At 66.4% G+C, this 18,237-nt stretch carries 19 protein-coding genes; 2 read left to right on the top strand and 17 right to left on the bottom strand.

All coding sequences use genetic code 11. The features are described from left to right. Positions 1-50: 50 nt before the first annotated feature. From uvrC to rpe, 7 genes are all read right to left on the bottom strand, one after another. A complete protein-coding gene (uvrC, locus tag ACNEOT_RS14860) occupies positions 51-2,138 on the bottom strand; it encodes an excinuclease ABC subunit UvrC (protein ID WP_415974775.1) in 2,088 nt (695 codons plus the stop codon). 71 nt (positions 2,139-2,209) lie between these two features. Continuing rightward, the gene (locus tag ACNEOT_RS14855; protein WP_415975194.1) at positions 2,210-2,668 is read right to left on the bottom strand and encodes a PH domain-containing protein; all 459 of its coding nucleotides are present in this window, start codon (positions 2,666-2,668) and stop codon (positions 2,210-2,212) included. Between the two features lie 23 nt (positions 2,669-2,691). After that, positions 2,692-3,189, bottom strand: coding sequence for a 6,7-dimethyl-8-ribityllumazine synthase (ribH, locus tag ACNEOT_RS14850; protein ID WP_415974773.1), 498 nt, complete (start codon positions 3,187-3,189; stop codon positions 2,692-2,694). Next, complete coding sequence (locus tag ACNEOT_RS14845) at positions 3,186-4,439, bottom strand: bifunctional 3,4-dihydroxy-2-butanone-4-phosphate synthase/GTP cyclohydrolase II (protein ID WP_415974772.1); 1,254 nt, start codon at positions 4,437-4,439, stop codon at positions 3,186-3,188. The genes ribH and ACNEOT_RS14845 overlap by 4 nt, the downstream gene beginning before the upstream one ends. 87 nt (positions 4,440-4,526) lie before the next feature. Next, entirely contained in the window at positions 4,527-5,138 is a 612-nt protein-coding gene (locus ACNEOT_RS14840; RefSeq protein ID WP_415974770.1) for a riboflavin synthase, read from the bottom strand. Next, on the bottom strand, positions 5,139-6,170 hold the full coding sequence (gene ribD, locus ACNEOT_RS14835) for a bifunctional diaminohydroxyphosphoribosylaminopyrimidine deaminase/5-amino-6-(5-phosphoribosylamino)uracil reductase RibD (protein ID WP_415974769.1): 1,032 nt from the start codon (positions 6,168-6,170) through the stop codon (positions 5,139-5,141). After that, positions 6,170-6,844, bottom strand: coding sequence for a ribulose-phosphate 3-epimerase (gene rpe, locus ACNEOT_RS14830; RefSeq protein WP_415974767.1), 675 nt, complete (start codon positions 6,842-6,844; stop codon positions 6,170-6,172). The genes ribD and rpe overlap by 1 nt, the downstream gene beginning before the upstream one ends. Positions 6,845-6,880: 36 nt before the next feature. On the opposite strand from rpe, the gene ACNEOT_RS14825 reads away from it, so the two are divergent. Continuing rightward, complete coding sequence (locus ACNEOT_RS14825; protein ID WP_415974765.1) at positions 6,881-7,270, top strand: MmcQ/YjbR family DNA-binding protein; 390 nt, start codon at positions 6,881-6,883, stop codon at positions 7,268-7,270. Positions 7,271-7,304: 34 nt separating this feature from the next. Here ACNEOT_RS14825 and ACNEOT_RS14820 read toward each other — a convergent pair whose 3' ends face one another. The 3 genes from ACNEOT_RS14820 to ACNEOT_RS14810 all read right to left on the bottom strand — a co-directional run bounded on the left by ACNEOT_RS14820 (position 7,305) and on the right by ACNEOT_RS14810 (position 10,484). Beyond that, complete coding sequence (locus ACNEOT_RS14820) at positions 7,305-8,774, bottom strand: RsmB/NOP family class I SAM-dependent RNA methyltransferase (protein ID WP_415974763.1); 1,470 nt, start codon at positions 8,772-8,774, stop codon at positions 7,305-7,307. Continuing rightward, the gene (gene fmt, locus ACNEOT_RS14815) at positions 8,771-9,694 is read right to left on the bottom strand and encodes a methionyl-tRNA formyltransferase (RefSeq protein ID WP_415974761.1); all 924 of its coding nucleotides are present in this window, start codon (positions 9,692-9,694) and stop codon (positions 8,771-8,773) included. Before fmt ends, ACNEOT_RS14820 begins: the two co-directional genes overlap by 4 nt. Positions 9,695-9,782: 88 nt before the next feature. After that, positions 9,783-10,484 carry a PadR family transcriptional regulator gene (locus ACNEOT_RS14810; protein WP_415975192.1) on the bottom strand — a complete coding sequence of 234 codons (702 nt, stop codon included), beginning with the start codon at positions 10,482-10,484 and terminating at the stop codon, positions 9,783-9,785. Positions 10,485-10,689: 205 nt separating this feature from the next. Between ACNEOT_RS14810 and ACNEOT_RS14805 the strand changes: the two genes are divergently transcribed. Then, positions 10,690-11,124 carry a diguanylate cyclase domain-containing protein gene (locus ACNEOT_RS14805; protein WP_415974759.1) on the top strand — a complete coding sequence of 145 codons (435 nt, stop codon included), beginning with the start codon at positions 10,690-10,692 and terminating at the stop codon, positions 11,122-11,124. On the opposite strand, the gene ACNEOT_RS14800 is transcribed toward ACNEOT_RS14805, so the two are convergent. The 7 genes from ACNEOT_RS14800 to mihF form a co-directional block, all read right to left on the bottom strand. Beyond that, positions 11,040-11,891 (bottom strand): cyclase family protein, encoded by an 852-nt coding sequence (locus ACNEOT_RS14800; protein WP_415974758.1) that lies wholly within the window; start codon positions 11,889-11,891, stop codon positions 11,040-11,042. The genes ACNEOT_RS14805 and ACNEOT_RS14800 overlap by 85 nt on opposite strands. Before the next feature lie 81 nt (positions 11,892-11,972). Next, positions 11,973-13,940, bottom strand: a complete 1,968-nt coding sequence (locus tag ACNEOT_RS14795) for a primosomal protein N' (protein ID WP_415975190.1) — start codon at positions 13,938-13,940, stop codon at positions 11,973-11,975. A gap of 147 nt (positions 13,941-14,087) precedes the next feature. Beyond that, positions 14,088-15,302, bottom strand: a complete 1,215-nt coding sequence (gene metK / locus ACNEOT_RS14790) for a methionine adenosyltransferase (RefSeq protein ID WP_415974757.1) — start codon at positions 15,300-15,302, stop codon at positions 14,088-14,090. Positions 15,303-15,488: 186 nt separating this feature from the next. Continuing rightward, positions 15,489-16,739, bottom strand: a complete 1,251-nt coding sequence (coaBC, locus tag ACNEOT_RS14785) for a bifunctional phosphopantothenoylcysteine decarboxylase/phosphopantothenate--cysteine ligase CoaBC (protein ID WP_415974756.1) — start codon at positions 16,737-16,739, stop codon at positions 15,489-15,491. 23 nt (positions 16,740-16,762) lie between these two features. Further along, positions 16,763-17,068: a DNA-directed RNA polymerase subunit omega gene (gene rpoZ, locus ACNEOT_RS14780; RefSeq protein ID WP_032377808.1), complete on the bottom strand. Its 306-nt coding sequence runs from the start codon at positions 17,066-17,068 to the stop codon at positions 16,763-16,765. 72 nt (positions 17,069-17,140) lie between these two features. After that, positions 17,141-17,755, bottom strand: a complete 615-nt coding sequence (gmk, locus tag ACNEOT_RS14775) for a guanylate kinase (protein WP_415974755.1) — start codon at positions 17,753-17,755, stop codon at positions 17,141-17,143. A gap of 5 nt (positions 17,756-17,760) precedes the next feature. Then, a complete protein-coding gene (gene mihF / locus ACNEOT_RS14770) occupies positions 17,761-18,081 on the bottom strand; it encodes an integration host factor, actinobacterial type (RefSeq protein WP_415974754.1) in 321 nt (106 codons plus the stop codon). Positions 18,082-18,237: the final 156 nt, after the last annotated feature.

Here is an 18,237-nt window from a genome sequence, read left to right as displayed (position 1 = left end):
TTCGAGGTGCTCTTCGGACGATGGATGTCTCTGTGTCTGGTGTTCGCTCACTACGAAGCCTGTCCCGCCGATTCCACACGCGGTGCGATCGCATGTTCCGTCGTGTTCTCGCCCGATGTCGTTGCAGTTGCGCTGCCATCATCGCCTACATCGGCGTCGTCCGTGCCGGAACCCAGCGCGGCCAGCACCGACTTGGCCGTGGTCTCGCCGATTCCCGGAACCTCGACGATCTCCGCGACCGTCGCGCGCTTGAGATTGGCCACCGAACCGAAATGTGCCACCAGCGCCGTTCGACGCGACTCGCCGAGTCCGCGGACCGAATCGAGGGCCGAGGCGGTCATGCGACGCGATCGCTTGCTGCGATGGAATGTGATCGCGAAGCGGTGCGCCTCGTCACGGACTCGTTGCAGGAGATAGAGCGACTCGCTCGTTCGCGGCAGGATGACCGGATCCTCCTCCCCCGGAACCCAGACTTCCTCCAGCCGTTTGGCCAGACCGACCACCGCGACGTCGGTCACTCCGAGTTCGTCCAGCACGGCCGCGGCTGCGGCTACCTGAGGGGCTCCGCCGTCCACCACGAACAGGTTCGGTGGGTACGCGAACTTACGTGGTCTACCGGTCTGCGGATCCAATGCCGCTTCGGGGGCCAGATCGCCGCCGGACTCGGCCGAGCCGTCGGCAGAATGCCGCAGGAATCGACGCCGAGTCACCTCGGCGATGCTTGCCACGTCGTCGGAATGCCCATCGCCTGCGGCTTCCTTGATCGCGTAGTGGCGGTAGTCGCTCTTGCGGGGCAATCCGTCCTCGAACACGACGAGCGAGGCCACGACGTCGGTTCCCTGCACGTGCGAGATATCGATGCACTCGATGCGCAACGGTGCCGAGTCCAGATCGAGCGCCTCCTGAATCCCCTGCAGCGCAGCCGATCTCGACGTGAAGTCACCCGCGCGCTTGAGTTTGTGCTGCTGCAGGGCCTCCTTGGCGTTGCGTTCGACCGTCTCGGCCAACGCCTTCTTGTCTCCGCGTTGGGGAACACGCAGTGTCACGTTCGCCCCGCGGAGTTCACTGAGCCACACCTGCACCTCGTCGGCGTTGTCCGGCAGAACCGGCACGAGCACCTCGCGCGGAACGGCGTTGGAACCACCGTCGTCGCCGCCCGGTACCTGTGCGGACAGAGCTGCCTGCTCGCCGTAGAACTGCGTGAGGAACTGTTCGACCAGTGCGGGCAGATCGGCCTCGTCCTGCCGCTCGATCACCTCTCCCGCCTTCTCCACCACCCAACCCCGTTGGCCTCGCACGCGGCCGCCTCGGACGTGGAAGACCTGAACGGCGGCTTCGAGGGCATCGGTGGCGAAGGCGACGAGATCGGCGTCGGTGCCGTCGCCGAGTACGACGGCCTGCTTCTCCAATGCTCGACGCAGCGCACCGACGTCGTCCCTTAGGCGCGCGGCCGTCTCGAAGTCCAGGTCCTCGGACGCTGCCTGCATCTTCTTCTCGAGCTGCCGAACCAGCTTGTCGGTCTTGCCCGCCAGAAAATCGCAGAAGTCCTCGACGGTGCGGCGATGCTCGTCGGCGCTGACCCGGTCGACGCACGGCGCCGAGCACTTGTCGATGTACCCCAGCAGGCAGGGTCTACCGATCTGCTTGTGCCGCTTGAACACTCCGGTAGAGCACGTACGCGCGGGAAACACCCGCAGCAGCAGATCCAACGTCTCGCGAATGGCCCACGCATGCGCGTAGGGGCCGAAGTAACGCACGCCCTTGCGCCGGGGTCCGCGGTAGACGAACAACCGCGGGTACTCCTCGTTCATGGTCACCGCGAGCATCGGATAGCTCTTGTCGTCGCGGTAGCGGACGTTGAACCTCGGATCGAACTCCTTGATCCAGTTGTACTCGAGCTGCAGCGCCTCGACCTCCGTGGTCACCACGGTCCACTCCACCGACGCTGCGGTGGTGACCATCTGACGGGTTCGGGGATGCAGCGAGGCGATATCCGCGAAGTAGGAATTGAGACGACTGCGCAGGCTCTTGGCCTTGCCTACGTAGACGACGCGACCGTGTGGATCGCGAAATTTGTACACCCCCGGCTCCACCGGGATGGTTCCGGTGGCCGGGCGGTAGGTAGCGGGGTCGGACACGGCATCCACGTTAGCCGTCGGGTCCGACGTTCTCCGCATCCGCAGCTCAGCTGTGGTGCCGAGCCGAAACGTCAGTCCTGATCGACCGCGATGTCCGGAACAGACGCGGCGGGCGCATACTTTCGTTCGAGTGTGCGGAACGTGCGGACGGCCGCGACCGCATGGTCACGGTCGTTCGACTGGATGGCCATCACATTGATGAACTCGTCGTCGGGAATGTCGACCCTGGCCCACATCGCTCCATCGGGAAAGGACAGCCCGCGCACCAAATCCCACTCGATGAGCCGCTCCGACAACAGGTTTCGCACTGCCACACCTGCGGGACCGACGCGAATTCGCGGGCGGGTTAGCATCAGCGCGAGACCGGCGAGCAGCACGCCGATCCCCGCCATCGCAAGCTGGTCGGCGGTCCTGAAATACACCCCGGTCGGCGACACTCGCAGCAGAACGGCGACGGTCGAATGGACCACGACGAGCAGTACTGCGGTCGCGATGGCGTAGCGAGCCGACTTGCGCGACTTGACTTCCATGTCCCAGTGGGCCGCCGGTTCGCTCACTTGAACTCCTGGTCGGTCCAGGGCTGACGCAGATGCTTGAGCGTCAAGGCCGTGTCGATGGCAGCAGCGGTCGCCTGGGCACCCTTGTCCTCGAACGAACCGGGCAAGCCTGCGCGATCGAGTGCCTGCTGCTCGTCGTTGGTCGTGAGCACTCCGTTGGTGACCGGAGTGCCCTCGTCCAGTGATACTCGCGTCAGGCCTGCGGTGACGGCGTCGCACACGTACTCGAAATGCGGTGTGCCCCCTCGGATGACGACGCCGAGAGCGACGACGGCGTCATGGTTGCGAGCCAGCGCCTGCGCAACGACCGGAAGTTCGATGGCACCGGCCACTCGGATGACCGTGACGTCGTGAACTCCCGCCGATTCGGCTTTGCGGAGTGCACCGTCGAGCAGCGCCTGAGAGATCTTCCGATGCCACTGACCGGCCACGATCGCGAGCTTGAGATCCGATGCACCCGCGAGCTGCAGGGTGGGTTCGCCTTCGCCGCTCATGAGGTGACCCCTTTTTCGAAGTCGTCGAGGCCGGTGAGGTCGTGGCCCATGCGGTCGCGTTTGGTCCGCAGGTAGGTCAAGTTCTCGGCGTTGGCGCGCAACGGCATCGGCACTCGTTCGGTGACGTGCAGTCCGTAGCCGTCCAGTCCGACTCGTTTGGCGGGGTTGTTGGTCAGCAGCCGCATGGAGGTGACACCGAGGTCGACGAGGATCTGGGCACCGATTCCGTAGTCGCGGGAGTCGGCGGGTAGTCCGAGCTGGAGGTTGGCGTCGACGGTGTCGGAGCCTGCGTCCTGAAGCTGGTAGGCCTGCAGCTTGTGCAGCAGGCCGATTCCGCGGCCCTCGTGTCCGCGCATGTACAGCACGATTCCCCGGTCTTCGGCGGCGACCATCTCGAGGGCTGCGTCCAGCTGTGGCCCGCAGTCGCAGCGAAGCGAACCGAACACGTCGCCGGTGAGGCACTCGGAGTGCACTCGAACGAGGACGTCGTTGCCGTCTCCGTCGGGGCCGGCGATGTCGCCGCGGACGAGCGCGACGTGTTCGACCTCGTCGTAGATGCTCTGGTAGCCCACGGCGCGAAAGGTGCCGTGGCTGGTGGGGATTCGGGCGTCGGCGACGCGGACGACGTGCTTCTCGTGCTTGCGACGCCACGCGATGAGGTCTGCGATGGAGATCAGCGCGAGGTCGTGTTCGTCGGCGAAGACGCGCAGCTCGTCGGTCTGGGCCATCGCGCCCTCGTCCTTCTGGCTGACGATTTCGCAGATGACGCCTGCGGGCCGCAGATCGGCCATGCGGGCGAGGTCTACAGCGGCTTCGGTGTGGCCGGGACGACGCAGCACTCCGCCGTCCTTGGCGCGCAGGGGTACCACGTGGCCGGGGCGGGTGAAGTCGTTGGCACCGGTGTCGGGGTCGGCGAGCAGCCGCATCGTGGCCGCACGGTCGGAAGCCGAGATTCCGGTGCCGATGCCTTCGCGAGCGTCGACGGTGACGGTGTAGGCCGTGCCGTGCTTGTCCTGGTTGGTGGCGAACATCGGCGGTAGGCCGAGGCGGTCGCAGTCCTCACCGGAGAGCGGAACGCAAAGGTAGCCGGAGGTGTAGCGGACCATGAAGGCGACCAGTTCCGGGGTGGCCTTCTCGGCGGCGAAGATGAGGTCGCCTTCGTTCTCGCGGTCCTCGTCGTCCACGACCACCACTGCTTTGCCCGCAGCGATGTCCGCAACTGCGCGCTCGATACTGTCGAACCTGGTCACCACGGTGCGCTCCATACGTCTCGGGCCTGGCTCAGCGCCCTGGAAATTCTCCGATGCACCACTTCGATGCGTGCACGTCAACAGTACTTACTGTGCGTCGATCGTCTGCAGCCGCTCCACGTACTTGGCGATGACGTCGACTTCGAGGTTGACCGGTGATCCGACCTCGGCCGTGCCGAGTGTGGTCAGGTCGAGGGTGGTGGGGATCAGGGAGATCTCGAACCAGTGGGAGCCGTCGTCCACGCCGAGTCCGGACACCGTGAGCGAGACGCCGTCGACGGTGATCGAGCCCTTCTCCACGACGTAGCGCGCAACCGAGGTGGGTAGTCCGATACGCACGACGGTCCAGTTCTCGGACGGGGAACGGCCGAGGATGGTTCCGGTGCCGTCGACGTGGCCCTGTACGAGGTGACCACCGAGCCTGCTGCCGAGCGCTGCGGCCCGTTCGAGGTTGACGCGGCTGCCCACATCGAGGGCGCCGAGGCTCGACCGGTTCAGCGTTTCCTGCATGACGTCGGCAGTGAATCCACCGTCCGGAAGTACCTCGACGACGGTCAGGCAGACGCCGTTCACCGCGATGGAGTCACCGTGGCCCGCGTCGGAGGTCACCACCGGGCCGCGGACGGTGAAGCGAGCAGCGTCGGGCAGCTCTTCCTTGGCGACGATCTCGCCCAGCTCTTCGACAATTCCGGTGAACATCTACTTCGCTCCTTCGGGCACGACGCCGATCAGAATGTCGTTGCCGATCATGGTCACTGTCTCCGTGCGGAACCGAATTGCGTCGGCAATTGTTCCGATGCCCGCATTCTCCACCGCTGTGGGCCCGCTGCCCAACACGGCCGGCGCCACGTAGGCCACGACGCGGTCCACCAGACCGGCCGCGAGGAACGCTCCGGCCAGCGTCGGACCGCCCTCGATCTGGATGTCGGTGTGCTCGCGCAGAGCCTCGAGCACCGCCGCGGGGTCGTGTGTGTCGAGAAACACCGTTGGTGCCTCGGACCCGCGAATCGCCGCGGTGTTCGGTATCGGTCGCGATCCGACGACGACGCGTACGGGCTGATGGGACGCGAGGGTGCCGTCGGGACGTCGTGCGGTCAGTCGCGGGTCGTCGGCCAGTACGGTCCCGGTTCCGACGACGATGGCGTCGAGCTTGGCCCTCTCCGCGTGTACATGCGCTCGAGCCTCGGGTCCGGTGATCCACTGACTCGTGCCGTCCGCTGCCGCGCTGCGTCCGTCGAGGGTGGCGGCGTACTTCCACGTGACGTGGGGTCGCCCGGTGCGCTGCTTGTGCAGCCACGCTCGCAGTGGCCCGCAGCTCACCTCGGTCTCGCCGATCCCCTGTTCGACGCGAATGCCCGCCGCGCGCAAAGCTTCCGCGCCACCGGATGCGAGCGGATTCGGATCGGCGACGGCGTGCACGACCGAGGAGATTCCCCCCTCGATGAGGGCCTGCGAGCACGGCCCGGTACGTCCGGTGTGGTTGCAGGGCTCCAGAGTCACCACCGCGGTGCCGCCGCGGGCTCGATCCCCGGCCTCGGCCAGCGCGACGATCTCGGCGTGCGGTCCGCCGGGCGGACGCGTCGACCCGATTCCGACGACGGTGCCATCGGCGTCGAGAATCACCGCTCCGACCGCGGGGTTGGGACTGCTGATGCCCCGAGCGGTTTCGGATGCTTCGACGGCAATGGCCATGGCGTCGGCGATCGAGACCGCTCTGCCTTCGGCGCTCATTACGACAGGTGGTGCGATGCGCTGGCGGCGCGAGCGCGGAGATCGCGGACTGCGGCAGCCGGGTCGGCGGTGTTGTAGACGGCGGAGCCCGCGACGAAGCAGTCGATTCCGGCCTCGGCGGCCTGTTCGATGGTGTCGGAGTTGATCCCGCCGTCGATCTCGACGACCAGTCGCAGATCACCGGAATCGACAAGTGCGCGAACAGCTTTCGCTTTGGCGAGTACTTCCGGCATGAACGACTGTCCACCGAAGCCCGGCTCGACGCTCATCACCAGCAAGGTGTCGAAATCGCGCAGGATCTCGAGGTACGGCTCGATGGGCGTGCCCGGCTTGACGGACAGGCCCGCTTTCGCCCCCGCTGCCCTGATGTCACGCGCGACCGCGGACGGGTCGTCGGTCGCCTCGGCGTGGAACGTGACGTTGTATGCCCCTGCCTCGGCGTAGGGCGGTGCCCAGCGCGCGGGATCCTCGATCATCAGGTGGCAGTCGAGCGGGATGCTCGTCGCCTTCAGCAGGCTCTCCACGACCGGCAGCCCCAGCGTGAGGTTGGGTACGAAATGCGCGTCCATGACGTCGACGTGCAGCCAGTCGGCTCCGGACACGGCGTCGGCTTCGGCAGCCAGACGCGCGAAGTCTGCGGACAGGATCGAGGGAGCAATCATCGGGGAAACCACGATTGACGAGCCTAGCCGAGCCGGTATCGTTCGCCCATGACCACCATGGATTCCGTCACGGCGGTGATCGCCGGGCTTCCCGAGGTCACCGAGAGCGTCAGGTACGGACATCCGGCGTGGTCGGTGGGCAAGAACGTGTTCGCGTGGGTCCGCCCTTTCAGCAAGGCCGATCTGAAGCGGTTCGGCGACGAGATTCCGCCCAGCGGGCCGATCCTCGCCGTCCGCACCGCTGATCTGCACGAGAAGGAAGCAATCCTTGCCGCACACCCGCGGTCCTGCTTCACCATTGCGCACTTCGACGGATTCGCTGCCGTTCTGGTCGACATCGACAACACCGATGACGACGAAGTGCGCGAACTGATGATCGACGGTTGGCTCGTCTACGCCCCGAAGGACGTCGCCGAGACGTTCTTGGCCGGCAACTGATCACCGGCCTGCCGGTCACATCGGTGTGCGCAGCTCACACAGGTTTACGCAGCGCCGCCATGAACATCGCATCGGTGCCGTGCCTGTGTGGCCACAGTTGCACGGACGTACCGTCGCCGAGTTGCGGCACTCCCGGCACGAGCTCGCGGGTGTCGAGCTGTTCGACGCCGTAGCGGCGGACGGCGTCGGCAACGACGGCGGTGGTCTCGGACAGGTGCGGCGAGCACGTGGAATACAGCACCACACCGCCGGGGCGAACCAGGTCGATTGCCGCTGCCAGCAATTCCTTCTGCAGTGTCACCAGGGCCGCCACGTCCGAGGGTTGTCGACGCCACCGTGCCTCGGGCCTGCGGCGCAGAGCACCGAGGCCGGTGCAGGGGGCATCGACGAGTACGCGGTCGTAGCCGCTGTCGAGTCCGGATGCGCGACCGTCGACGGTGTGCACCGTCACGGGGAGGTCCTTCGTCGTCTTGGACACCAGATCGGCGCGATGCGGGGTCGGCTCGACGGCATCGACCGTGGCACCGTCGAGTTCGGCGATGGCACCGAGCAGGGCCGCTTTCCCGCCGGGGCCGGCGCACAGGTCGAGCCACCGGCCACCGTCCGCACCGAGGAGCGGTGCGAGGGTGAGCGCACGGCCGACGAGTTGACTGCCCTCGTCCTGAACTCCGGCGAGTCCGTCACGGACGGCGTCGAGCTTGCCGGGATCGCCGCCGTCGAGGTGTACGGCATACGGGGAATAGGGTCCTTCTTCTCCTCCGGTGATCAGCGCCAATTCTTCCGCGGAGATCTCGCCAGGACGGGCAACGAGGTGGACCGAGGGACGCGCGTCGTCGGCTTCGAGCACGGCCGCGAGTTCCCCGGCATCGGCTCCGAGCGCATCGGCGAAGGCCTGCGCGATCCACTTGGGGTGTGCGTACTCGAAGGCGAGGTGGCCGACGGGGTCGGTCGACGATGCGGGCGCGAGCTCGTCCACCCATTGCGAGGCAGTGCGTTCGGACACACGACGCAGCACGGCGTTGACGAAACCTGCCTTGCCGGTGCCGAATTCGGACCGAGCGAGGTCCACCGACGTGGCGACTGCCGCGTGCGGCGCCACCCGTGTGCGCAGCAGTTGATAGGAGCCCAGTCGCAGGATGTCGAGAAGCGGGCCGTCGATCTCTGAGGCCGGCCGACCTGCCGCATGGGCGATCACCGCGTCGAGCACCCCACGCGCGCGGGACGCGCCGTACGCGAGTTCGGTGGCCAGCGCGGCGTCGCGCGAGTCCAGCTTCCGCTCTCGGAGCAAGCCGGGCAGCACCAGGTTGGCGTATGCGTCACGTTCACGCACGGCCTTCAGAACGTCCCTGGCCGCGCGGCGCGCCGGATCGATCGCGTCGACAGCTCGCGGGCCTGCACCCTGCGGGGGCCGGTTTCCCTTGGGGCCACGGGCGCCCGGCGACTTCTTGACGTTCTTGCGGGGTGGACTCGACTCGCGCTTACGAGGCCTGTCGGGTTCTGTCATCGCGCTACCGCCGTATCGTCCAGCCGAGCGCCGCGCGCCCAGTCGAGTGCCTTCATGACCTTCTTGCCCTGCGGTTGAATATCGCCGAGAACCACTGCGGTGGTGCCTGTTCCGATGTGCACACCGGATTTGCGTACCTCGATCGCGCCGGGGGTCGACGTCTCGGTCGAGATCGCGACCGGGGCGATCTTGACGCGAAGATCACCGATCGTCGTCCAGGCACCCGGTGCCGGGGTGACCGACCTGATGTGCCGATCGATGTACGCCGCCGATCGGGTCCAGTCGATACGCGCCGCGTCGACGGTGACTTTGCTCGCGTACGAGACACCGTCCTGGGGCTGCGGATGGGCTCCGGCAGTTCCGTCCTCGATCGCGTCGAGGGTGGCGGTGAGCAACTCGGCCCCGCTCGATGCGAGTCGGGTGAGCAGATCTCCCGTGGTGTCGGTTGGGCGAATTCTCTCGGTGACGACTCCGAGCACCGGACCGGTATCCATTCCCGCGTCGAGCAGGAACGTGGAAGCCCCGGTGACGTCGTCGCCTGCTTCGATGGCGGCTTGCACCGGTGCGGCACCGCGCCATGCGGGTAGCAGCGAGAAGTGCAGGTTGATCCAGCCGAATCGAGGAACGTCGAGTACCGGCTGCGGCAACAGCGCTCCGTATGCGACGACCGGGCAGACATCGGGTGCGAGGTCGATCAGCTGTGACACGAAATCCGGGTCGGAGGGCTTCGCGGGCGTGAACACCGGTATGTCGTGTTCGTCGGCCAGGGCCCCGACCGGGGAGCGAACCGTCTTTCGCCCTCTACCGGCTGCGGCGTCGGGGCGGGTCACCACCGCGATCACCTCGTGGCGATCGGACTCCAACAGCCGCCGCAGCGACGGAACTGCGGGCTCCGGTGTACCGGCGAAGACGACACGCACTGAAGGCAACTCCCTGGGATGGACGAAATGATCTCGGGTGTCCATCCTAGGGAGTCGCGGGAGCTGCGGACGATTCCGTCCCCGTCGGTCACGTCGCGTCGGGAGCGTCGACCGTCTCGTCGGGCTCGCGATCGGTAGGACCGTCTTCGGCGAGGATCCGATACAGCGACTTGCGTGCTTCGGTGAGGATCTCGGCGGCTTGCTCGACCTGCCGTGACGTGCCGACCGCTACCACCTGACCGGCGGCGCCCATCAACTGCCCGATGAGCGCTCGTAGGTCCCGGGCGTCGACGCCCACGGACTCGGCCACGTCGTCCCACGGGCTACCCAGGTCGTCTCGATGACCTTCGACGTGCGCCCGACCCTCGTCGGTCAGGGCAGCCGTCTTACGACCGGCCACCTTGTCGATCAGGACCAAACCCTCGTCTTCGAGCTGCGACAGAGCCGGATAGATCGAGCCCGGGCTCGGCTTCCATGTTCCGTTGCTCTTCTCGGCGATCTGCTGGATCAGCTCGTATCCGTGCATCGCACGTTCTTCGAGCAGTAGCAGAATCGCAGCCCGCACGTCTCCGCGTCGGCCTCGCCCTCCCCTGCCGCGGCCTCGACCGAAATCGGCGTTCGGCCCGAAACCGCCTGCACCGAAACCGGGGCGTGCGCCGTCGCGTCCTCGGCCGAACGGACCACCGGAACCTCGCCGTGCCCGGTCACCGTGTCCCCTCTTTCCGCGACCTCGCTCATGGTGATCGTCGTGGCCCGACGCATCGTGCTCGTCACTCTGCGCGACCCACATCTGGAACGGTGCTCCGCGCATGTGTGCGCGTCCACCTCCCCTGCCTGCGAACGGTCCTGTACGAGGCCCTCCGCGGCGTCCGAATTCGTGTGCGAATCCTTCGAATGCGTAATTCATGTCCTTCTCCTTCTGTCGTTTGGACAAGTCGACGATATATCGACAATAGAACTTTGGCAAGGTCCAGAGGCAACCTCCCAATTATTAAATGCGCGGAACGCGTCGCCGAACGGCACTACTCGTCGACATGACCAGGTCGGCACGAGCTCTCGACGAACATCTCCGAGCAGCACTTCACAACGCCCGTAACAGCCGGGCACGTGCTGCCCTCCCCTTGATCGACCTGGATGACTCCGAGGGCGTCGACGACAGATTCGGGTGCGGCGGTGGCGACGAACGGTTGGTCGAACTGGCACACCGATGTCGACGAGGACGAGCCGATGCGGCTTGCCGATCACGCGATGTACCGAGCCGAGCGGGGAGGGCTAGGCCGGAATCGACGCCTACAGCACCGCAGGCACGCCCAGTGCTGTGCAGTGCTGTGCCGAGCGGTTCGGATCAGGAGAGCCTGGGTACCAACCCGAAAATGGTTGCAGGCGAACCAGATCCGGCCCGGTTGATCGGACCACCGACCAGAACGTAGGCACCCGTGGTGGGAATCGACTCCAGATTGGTCAGGTTCTCCAAGCTGATCCGACGCCGATCGTAGAGCTTGACCGAGACCGGATAGGTCTCGTGCTTTCCGAGGTCGGGCCCGAAGGTATCGGTGCCGAGCGCACCGCGATCGGCGAGCTTTCCGGTATCGATCAACCACTGCGCCGCCTCCGCAGAGAAACCGGGTTGATGGGTCACACCGTCGGCGTCCGCGTTGGCGTAGGCCTCGGTCCCCCAGCGCGCTGCCCATCCGGTCCACGCGATGACGGCCGCCCCCGCCGGTATCGCTCCGTTGACCGCCTCCCAATTCTGTAGGTCGGCGACCGTGACGGCGTAGTCGGCGTCGGCAGCCGCCCGCTCACGAATGTCGATCTTGACCGCGGGCAGAAAGAGATCCTCCGGATCGAGCTGGTCGGCGGTCAGCCCACCTTCCTGGAAATGCACGGGTGCACCCCAGTGCGTACCGGTGTGCTCGCCCTCCTTGACGTATTGGAGGTAGAAGCCGTCGTCGGCCACAGTGAATGCCGTCTCCAGGGAGAATTCCGGATCACCGGGAAAGATCGGGGTCAGCGCTGGATCGTTGACGTGAGACAGAGACACGATCTGCAGCAGTCGATCCAGCGGAACTGCTGGTCTCGACGGCTGCGCGGAGCCGGTACCGGGCAGGGCGTCGGCGGTGGCGGGTGCAACCAGGCGGGCCCCGAGCAGCACCGCCACACCCGTTGTCGCACGGCGGAAGAGCTGACTTCTTCGCATATCCCCGACCCACCTTTCGTCGGTGCGCAGCGCGCCGCCTCCCGACGCAACCCTAGGCCACGTCCCGCCCGGAATGCAGCGTCACCCGATCCGAATCGGGTCTATCTGCACCCGCACTCCCGCGCCGAGTTTCTTGGCACTACGCGAGGCCTGCGCGGTGGCAAGCGCCCGCGCCAGCGCCGCTCCGGTACTACGCGGCACCCGGATCAACAGTCGCTGCACATCGCCGGGGAGTGCGTCCTCGCCGCTGCCCGCAGGAGCACGTTGGCCGTCCGGCAGATCGACCGGTCCGAGTACCTCCACAGCCTCGGGCAGATCGGCGCTGTCCACCAGCGCTGTGATGGCATCGGTGGCTCCGTCGATCGCCGCAACGTGCACGGCGGGCGGAAAACGAACCTCGATCCGTTCGTTCAACTGACTGCGCGCGTGCCACAGCGGATCCCAGCGAACCAGCGCCTGCACCGTCGGAATCTCGGACTCGGCCACAACGACCACGCGGCCGCCCGCCGAGCCCGGCCGGACCATCGCCGCGGCCGTCATCCATCGACGCAGTGTCTCCTCCGCAGCGCGCAGGTCTGCCCGCCCCAGCAGTGCCCAACCGTCCAGCAGCAGAGCCGCGCCGTAGCCACCCTCGACCGTCGGCTCGGCCCCGACTGTGGACACGACCAGACCGGCACCCGGCGCGACGGCGTCGAGCACGGCAGCTCCCCCGGAGTTGTGTATCGGAACGCCGGGGAAAGCCCGCCCCAGTTCCTCGGCAGTGCGGCCGGCTCCGATCACGACCGCTCGCAGGTTCCGTGAACCACAGACCGTGCACCGGTGCGCGGTATCGGCGATGCCACACCACGAGCACGTCGGACTGCCTGCACCGTCGCTCCCCGGGGCCGAAGGTAGCGCCAACGGCCCGTTGCACCGGCGACACCGAGCGGGATGTCGACACTTCGCGCACGCCAGTGACGGAACGTACCCGCCGCGCGGAACCTGAACCAGCACAGGCGCATCGGCCTTCAAGGCGGCTCGCGCAGCCTCGAAGGCAATGGCAGGAAGCCGTGCGACGCGGGCCGCCGGATCCCGCGCGAGCGCGTGGTCCGAATCTGCCAACGCCACCACATGGGGTTGACGCTCTCGGATCAGTTCACGTGGAGCCACCAGGTCGTGGGCCCAACCGGAGTCGACGAGAGCCTCGGCCTCCGCCGTTCGCGAATGTCCGCCGATCACCACCGCCGCCCCGGATACGTGCGCTCGCAGTAGCGCCACTTCTCGGGCGTGCGGATACGGCGAACGGGGCTCGGCGAAGCTGTCGTCACCGTCGTCCCAGATGGCAATCATGCCCAGTGTGGTCACCGGAGCGAACACGGCGCTGCGCGTTCCCACCACGACGACCGGCCCCGATCGCAGGCCGCGCAACCACTGCCGGTAACGCTTCGCCGGGCCCAGTCCGGCCGACAACGCCACCACACGGTCGGCACCGAGCAGCGCCGCGCAGGCCACCTCCAGGCGATCGAGGTCGCGCTGATCCGGCACCACGATCACAGCGGACCGCCCGCCTGCCACCGTCACCGCGGCGGCCTCCGCCAGTCGAACGGGCCACTGCTCGCCGGGCAATGCCTGCCAGACCGCGCGAGGAACGCGCCCCGAGGCCAAGGCGTCGAGAAATTTCGAGCCATAGGTGTAGGCCGACCATGCCGACCGGTCTACGGCACCCTCGTCCGGCGGATCGAGAACAGGTTTGTCCTCCGCCTCGACTCGCGCGTGACGAGCCGGAATTGCCAGGCGCAGCACGTCGGCTCTGGTCCCGGCGTAACGATCGGCTACCGCCTCGGCGAGTTCGGCGATCTCCGGGGTCAGAACCTGCTCCGCGGACACCACCCGATCGAGCCAGCCGAGCTTGCCGGAATGCTCGGTCTCGGCCAGTCTGGCCAGCACGAAGCCGTCGACCAGTCGGCCGGCGAACCGCACTCGAACGCGGACCCCGGGCTGAGCATCGGCACTGATCTCCTCGGAAACGAGGTAGTCGAACTCGCGGTCGAGGTGCGGTAGGGGCAACATCGGAAGTACGCGCGCGATCGGCAGATCCGTCGCCGCAACCCGTGCTACGCCCGCCACCGCACCTCCATCTCGATTCTCACCCCACACTCGGTGTACGAGCACCGAGCCGGTGCGAGCAGGGTACGTGCAGAACTGTCGGTGCCGTTGCTACAGGCCGGCAGCATCCCGGAGCTTGTCGGCGCGATCGGTGGACTCCCACGGCAGATCGATGTCGGTACGGCCGAAGTGACCGTACGCCGCGGTCGGTGCGTAGATCGGCCGCAGTAGGTCGAGATCGCGAATGATGGCGCCGGGTCGCAGGTCGAAGACCTCGCTGATCGCCGCCTGAATGCGTGCGGGATCGGTCTTCTCGGTGCCGAACGTCTCCACGAACAACCCGACCGGAGCAGCCTTGCCGATGGCGTACGCCACCTGGACCTCGATGCGATCGGCGAGCCCCGCCGCAACAGCGTTCTTGGCTACCCACCGCATGGCATACGCAGCGCTGCGATCGACCTTGGACGGATCCTTGCCCGAGAACGCTCCACCGCCGTGCCGAGCCATGCCACCGTAGGTGTCGACGATGATCTTGCGACCGGTCAGCCCGGCGTCACCCATCGGGCCACCGAGTACGAACTTCCCGGTGGGGTTGACCAACAGACGTACATCGGATGTGTCCAGCGTCGGCACGTTCAACTCGGCGAGCACTGAGCCCAGCACCTTCTCGCGAATATCGGGAGTCAGCAGGTTGTCGAGGTCGATATCGGCTGCATGCTGAGTCGAGATCACCACGGTGTCGAGTCGAACGGCATTGTCGCCGTCGTACTCGATCGTCACCTGGGTCTTGCCGTCCGGACGCAGGTACGGCAGAACGCCGCTCTTGCGAACCTCGGTCAGACGCCGAGAAAGCCTGTGCGCCAACGCGATCGGCAACGGCATCAGCTCGGGAGTATCGGTGTTGGCGTACCCGAACATCAGTCCCTGATCGCCCGCGCCCTGACGGTCGATCTCGTCGTCGGACAGCCCCTCGACACGAGCTTCGTGCGAATGATCCACGCCCTGAGCAATTTCCGGAGACTGCGCACCGATCGCGACGTTCACCCCACACGAGTTTCCGTCGAAGCCCTTGGCCGACGAGTCGTACCCGATCTCGAGCACCTTCTCACGCACGATCTTCGGGATGTCGGCATACGCGGTGGTATTCACCTCACCGGCCACGTGCACCTGTCCGGTGGTGACGAGAGTCTCCACGGCAACGCGGGCGCGCGGATCCTCCGTCAACAATGCATCGAGAATCGAATCGCTGATGGCATCACAGATCTTGTCGGGATGACCCTCTGTGACGGACTCGCTGGTGAAAAGCCGACTACCGGACTTGCTCACGGACTTCCTCTCGACGCACGTTCTTGCTCGACCCGACGCCTCGCGCCTGCCGAGCACTCTACGAAAATTTGACGTTCCCTCGGTGTTATCGCCGTTGCCGGAATCCGGCAAACCTCTATCGCCCGCACACCTCGTGCTGCACAGCACCGTAGCCGCTACGACATCGCTCGTGCACCCTTGGCATCATCACGGATTCGAACTCGATCCGGGGCTCCGCACATCGAGGATCTGCGCCACCGAATCCAGCACGCGGCTGGCGAGCAGTGCTTTGGAACCCTCGCCCAGCGCCACCTCGGAACCGTCGGAACCGAGCAACCACCCGTCGTTGTGGTCGACCTCGAAGGCCTTACCGTCGCCGACTGCATTGACCACGAGCAGATCGCAGCCCTTGCGTTCGAGTTTTGCGCGCGCGTACGTCAGCACGTCCCCGTCAGCGTCACCCGTCTCGGCGGCGAAACCGACGATGACCGTGGACGATTCGAGTTCACCATCGCGGCGAGCGGCGACGAGGCCGGCCAGGATGTCGTCGTTGCGTATCAGTGGGATCGACGACGGTTCGTTCGACCCCTTCTTGATCTTGCTGCCCGCGATGGATTCCGGGCGGAAATCGGCGACCGCGGCCGCCATCACCACCGCATCGACTCCGACTGCCAGCTTGCGGACGGCATCCTGCATGTCCGACGCCGTCTTGACGTGCACCACGTCGACCGCGGCCGGAGTATCGAGGTCGCTGGTGTACCCGGCGACCAACGTCACCTGAGCTCCGCGCTGCGCAGCGACTCGCGCCAGCGCGTACCCCTGTTTGCCGGAGCTCCGGTTGCCCAGGAAACGGACCGGATCGAGAGGTTCACGAGTGCCCCCGGCAGACACCAGAACATGGCGTCCTTCGAGGTCGCGAGGAAGCGCGTCCACCCGTTCGGTCACGAGCATCGACAATGCAAATATTTCGTCGGGCTCCGGTAGCCGACCCGAACCGGTGTCGCGTCCGGTCAGACGCCCGGACGCCGGTTCGATCACGTGAGTCCCGCGGGAGCGAAGGGTGGCCACGTTGGCGACCGTGGCCGGGTGCTCCCACATCTCGGTGTGCATCGCCGGTGCCAGAACGACCGGACACCGCGCGGTGAGCAGGGTGGCGGTCAGCAGGTCGTCGGCGCGCCCGCCGGCGATTCGAGCCATGAGGTCGGCAGTGGCCGGGGCCACCACCACGAGATCGGCCTCCTGGCCGAGGCGCACGTGTGGGACCTCCGGCACGTCTGCGAAGACCCCGGTGTGCACCGGCTGGCCGGACAGCGCCTCGAACGTCGCGCGACCGACGAACTCGAGCGCGGACGCGGTCGGAATCACCCGTACCTGATGCCCGCTCTCGGTGAAACTACGGATGAGCGAACAACTTTTGTAGGCGGCGATACCTCCGCCGACTCCGACGACAACGTGCAAGTCAGATGTCCTCTGTGAGGTTCTTATTCGCCTTCGGTGTGCTCGAGAAGATCGGCGTGGATCTCGCGGAGAGCGATCGACAGCGGCTTCTCCTGCAGACCCGGCTCGACCAGCGGTCCCACATATTCGAGGATGCCGTCACCGAGCTGGTTGTAGTAATCGTTGATCTGACGCGCACGCTTGGCTGCGTAGATGACGAGGGCGTACTTGGACGACGTGCGGGCGAGCAGCTCGTCGATGGGTGGATTGGTGATGCCGAGCGGCGTGTCGTAGGCCGGCAGAGCGCTGCGTCCGTCGAAGTCGGAAACGGCCGCTGAAATGCTGCTCACTGATGATCTCCTGAAATTGCATCGTTGGTGCTACGAACTAGCTGGTCGGGGCCTCGTGCGCCGTGAAAATGGTCAGCTGTTGCCGACCGACGACCTACCGACCAACAAGGATACCAACTGTTCGCACGAATGGTCGACATCGGTATTGACAACCACCGTGTCGAACTCGTCCTGTGCGGCCAATTCCACCCGTGCGGTCTCGAGACGCCGCTCGGTGGCCGCACTCTCCTCGGTTGCGCGCCCGACCAATCGCGAGACCAGATCGTCCCACGTCGGCGGAGCCATGAACACGAGCAACGCCTCCGGTTTGGACACCCGCACGGCACGGGCACCGGCCAGATCGAGCTCGAGCAGAACCGGGCTACCCGCTTCCAGCGCAGACTCCACGGGTGCGGACGGAGTACCCGACCTCTGCAGACCACCGTGAATACTCGCCCATTCGAGCAGTTCGTCCTCGGCGATCATCCGGTCGAACTCGTCGGCCGAGACGAAGTGGTAGTCCTGACCGTCCACCTCGCCCGGCCGCGGGGACCGCGTCGTGACCGAGACGCTGAAGACGAGCTCGGGCAGTGCTGCGCGCACCAGCCGCACGACGCTGGATTTGCCGACGCCGGAGGGGCCGGACAGCACCACCAACCGGCCCCGTTCCGTGGCAGAGGGTACTTCGTGTGCCGTGGTGCCGTTCACGGTTGTCAGGCCTCGAAATCGAATTTCGTCAACAGCGCCTTGCGCTGTCGATCGCCGAGACCGCGGAGTCGACGGGTCGGTGCGATCTCCAGTTCCGTCATCAGTTCGGCGGCCTTGACCTTGCCCACCTTGGGCAGGGCTTCGAGCAACGCGGACACCTTCATCTTGCCGAGGATTTCGTCCGTCTCGGCATCTTTGAGTACCTGCTCGAGATCGGTACCACCGCGCTTGAGACGCTCCTTGAGTTCGGCGCGTACTTTCCTGGCGATAGCTGCCTTCTCGAGGGCAGCGGCACGCTGCTCGGGGGTCAACTGGGGAAGGGCCACTGTCGGTTCCTCCGTCTTCTCGTTCTGGGCGATGCGGCGCATCCGATCTCTGTCGGTACGTCGACCATCGGTGTTCGGCTACCACGGTGCGCGGCTCCGACCACCGGCTCGGCGGGGCCGATCCGCATTGTTCTGCGGCAGCGTTAGCGACCGTAC

The sequence above is a fragment of the Rhodococcus sp. 077-4 genome (assembly GCF_047782425.1).
In the GTDB taxonomy this organism is placed as follows: domain Bacteria; phylum Actinomycetota; class Actinomycetes; order Mycobacteriales; family Mycobacteriaceae; genus Rhodococcoides.
This window is presented reverse-complemented; position numbering and strand designations above follow the sequence as displayed.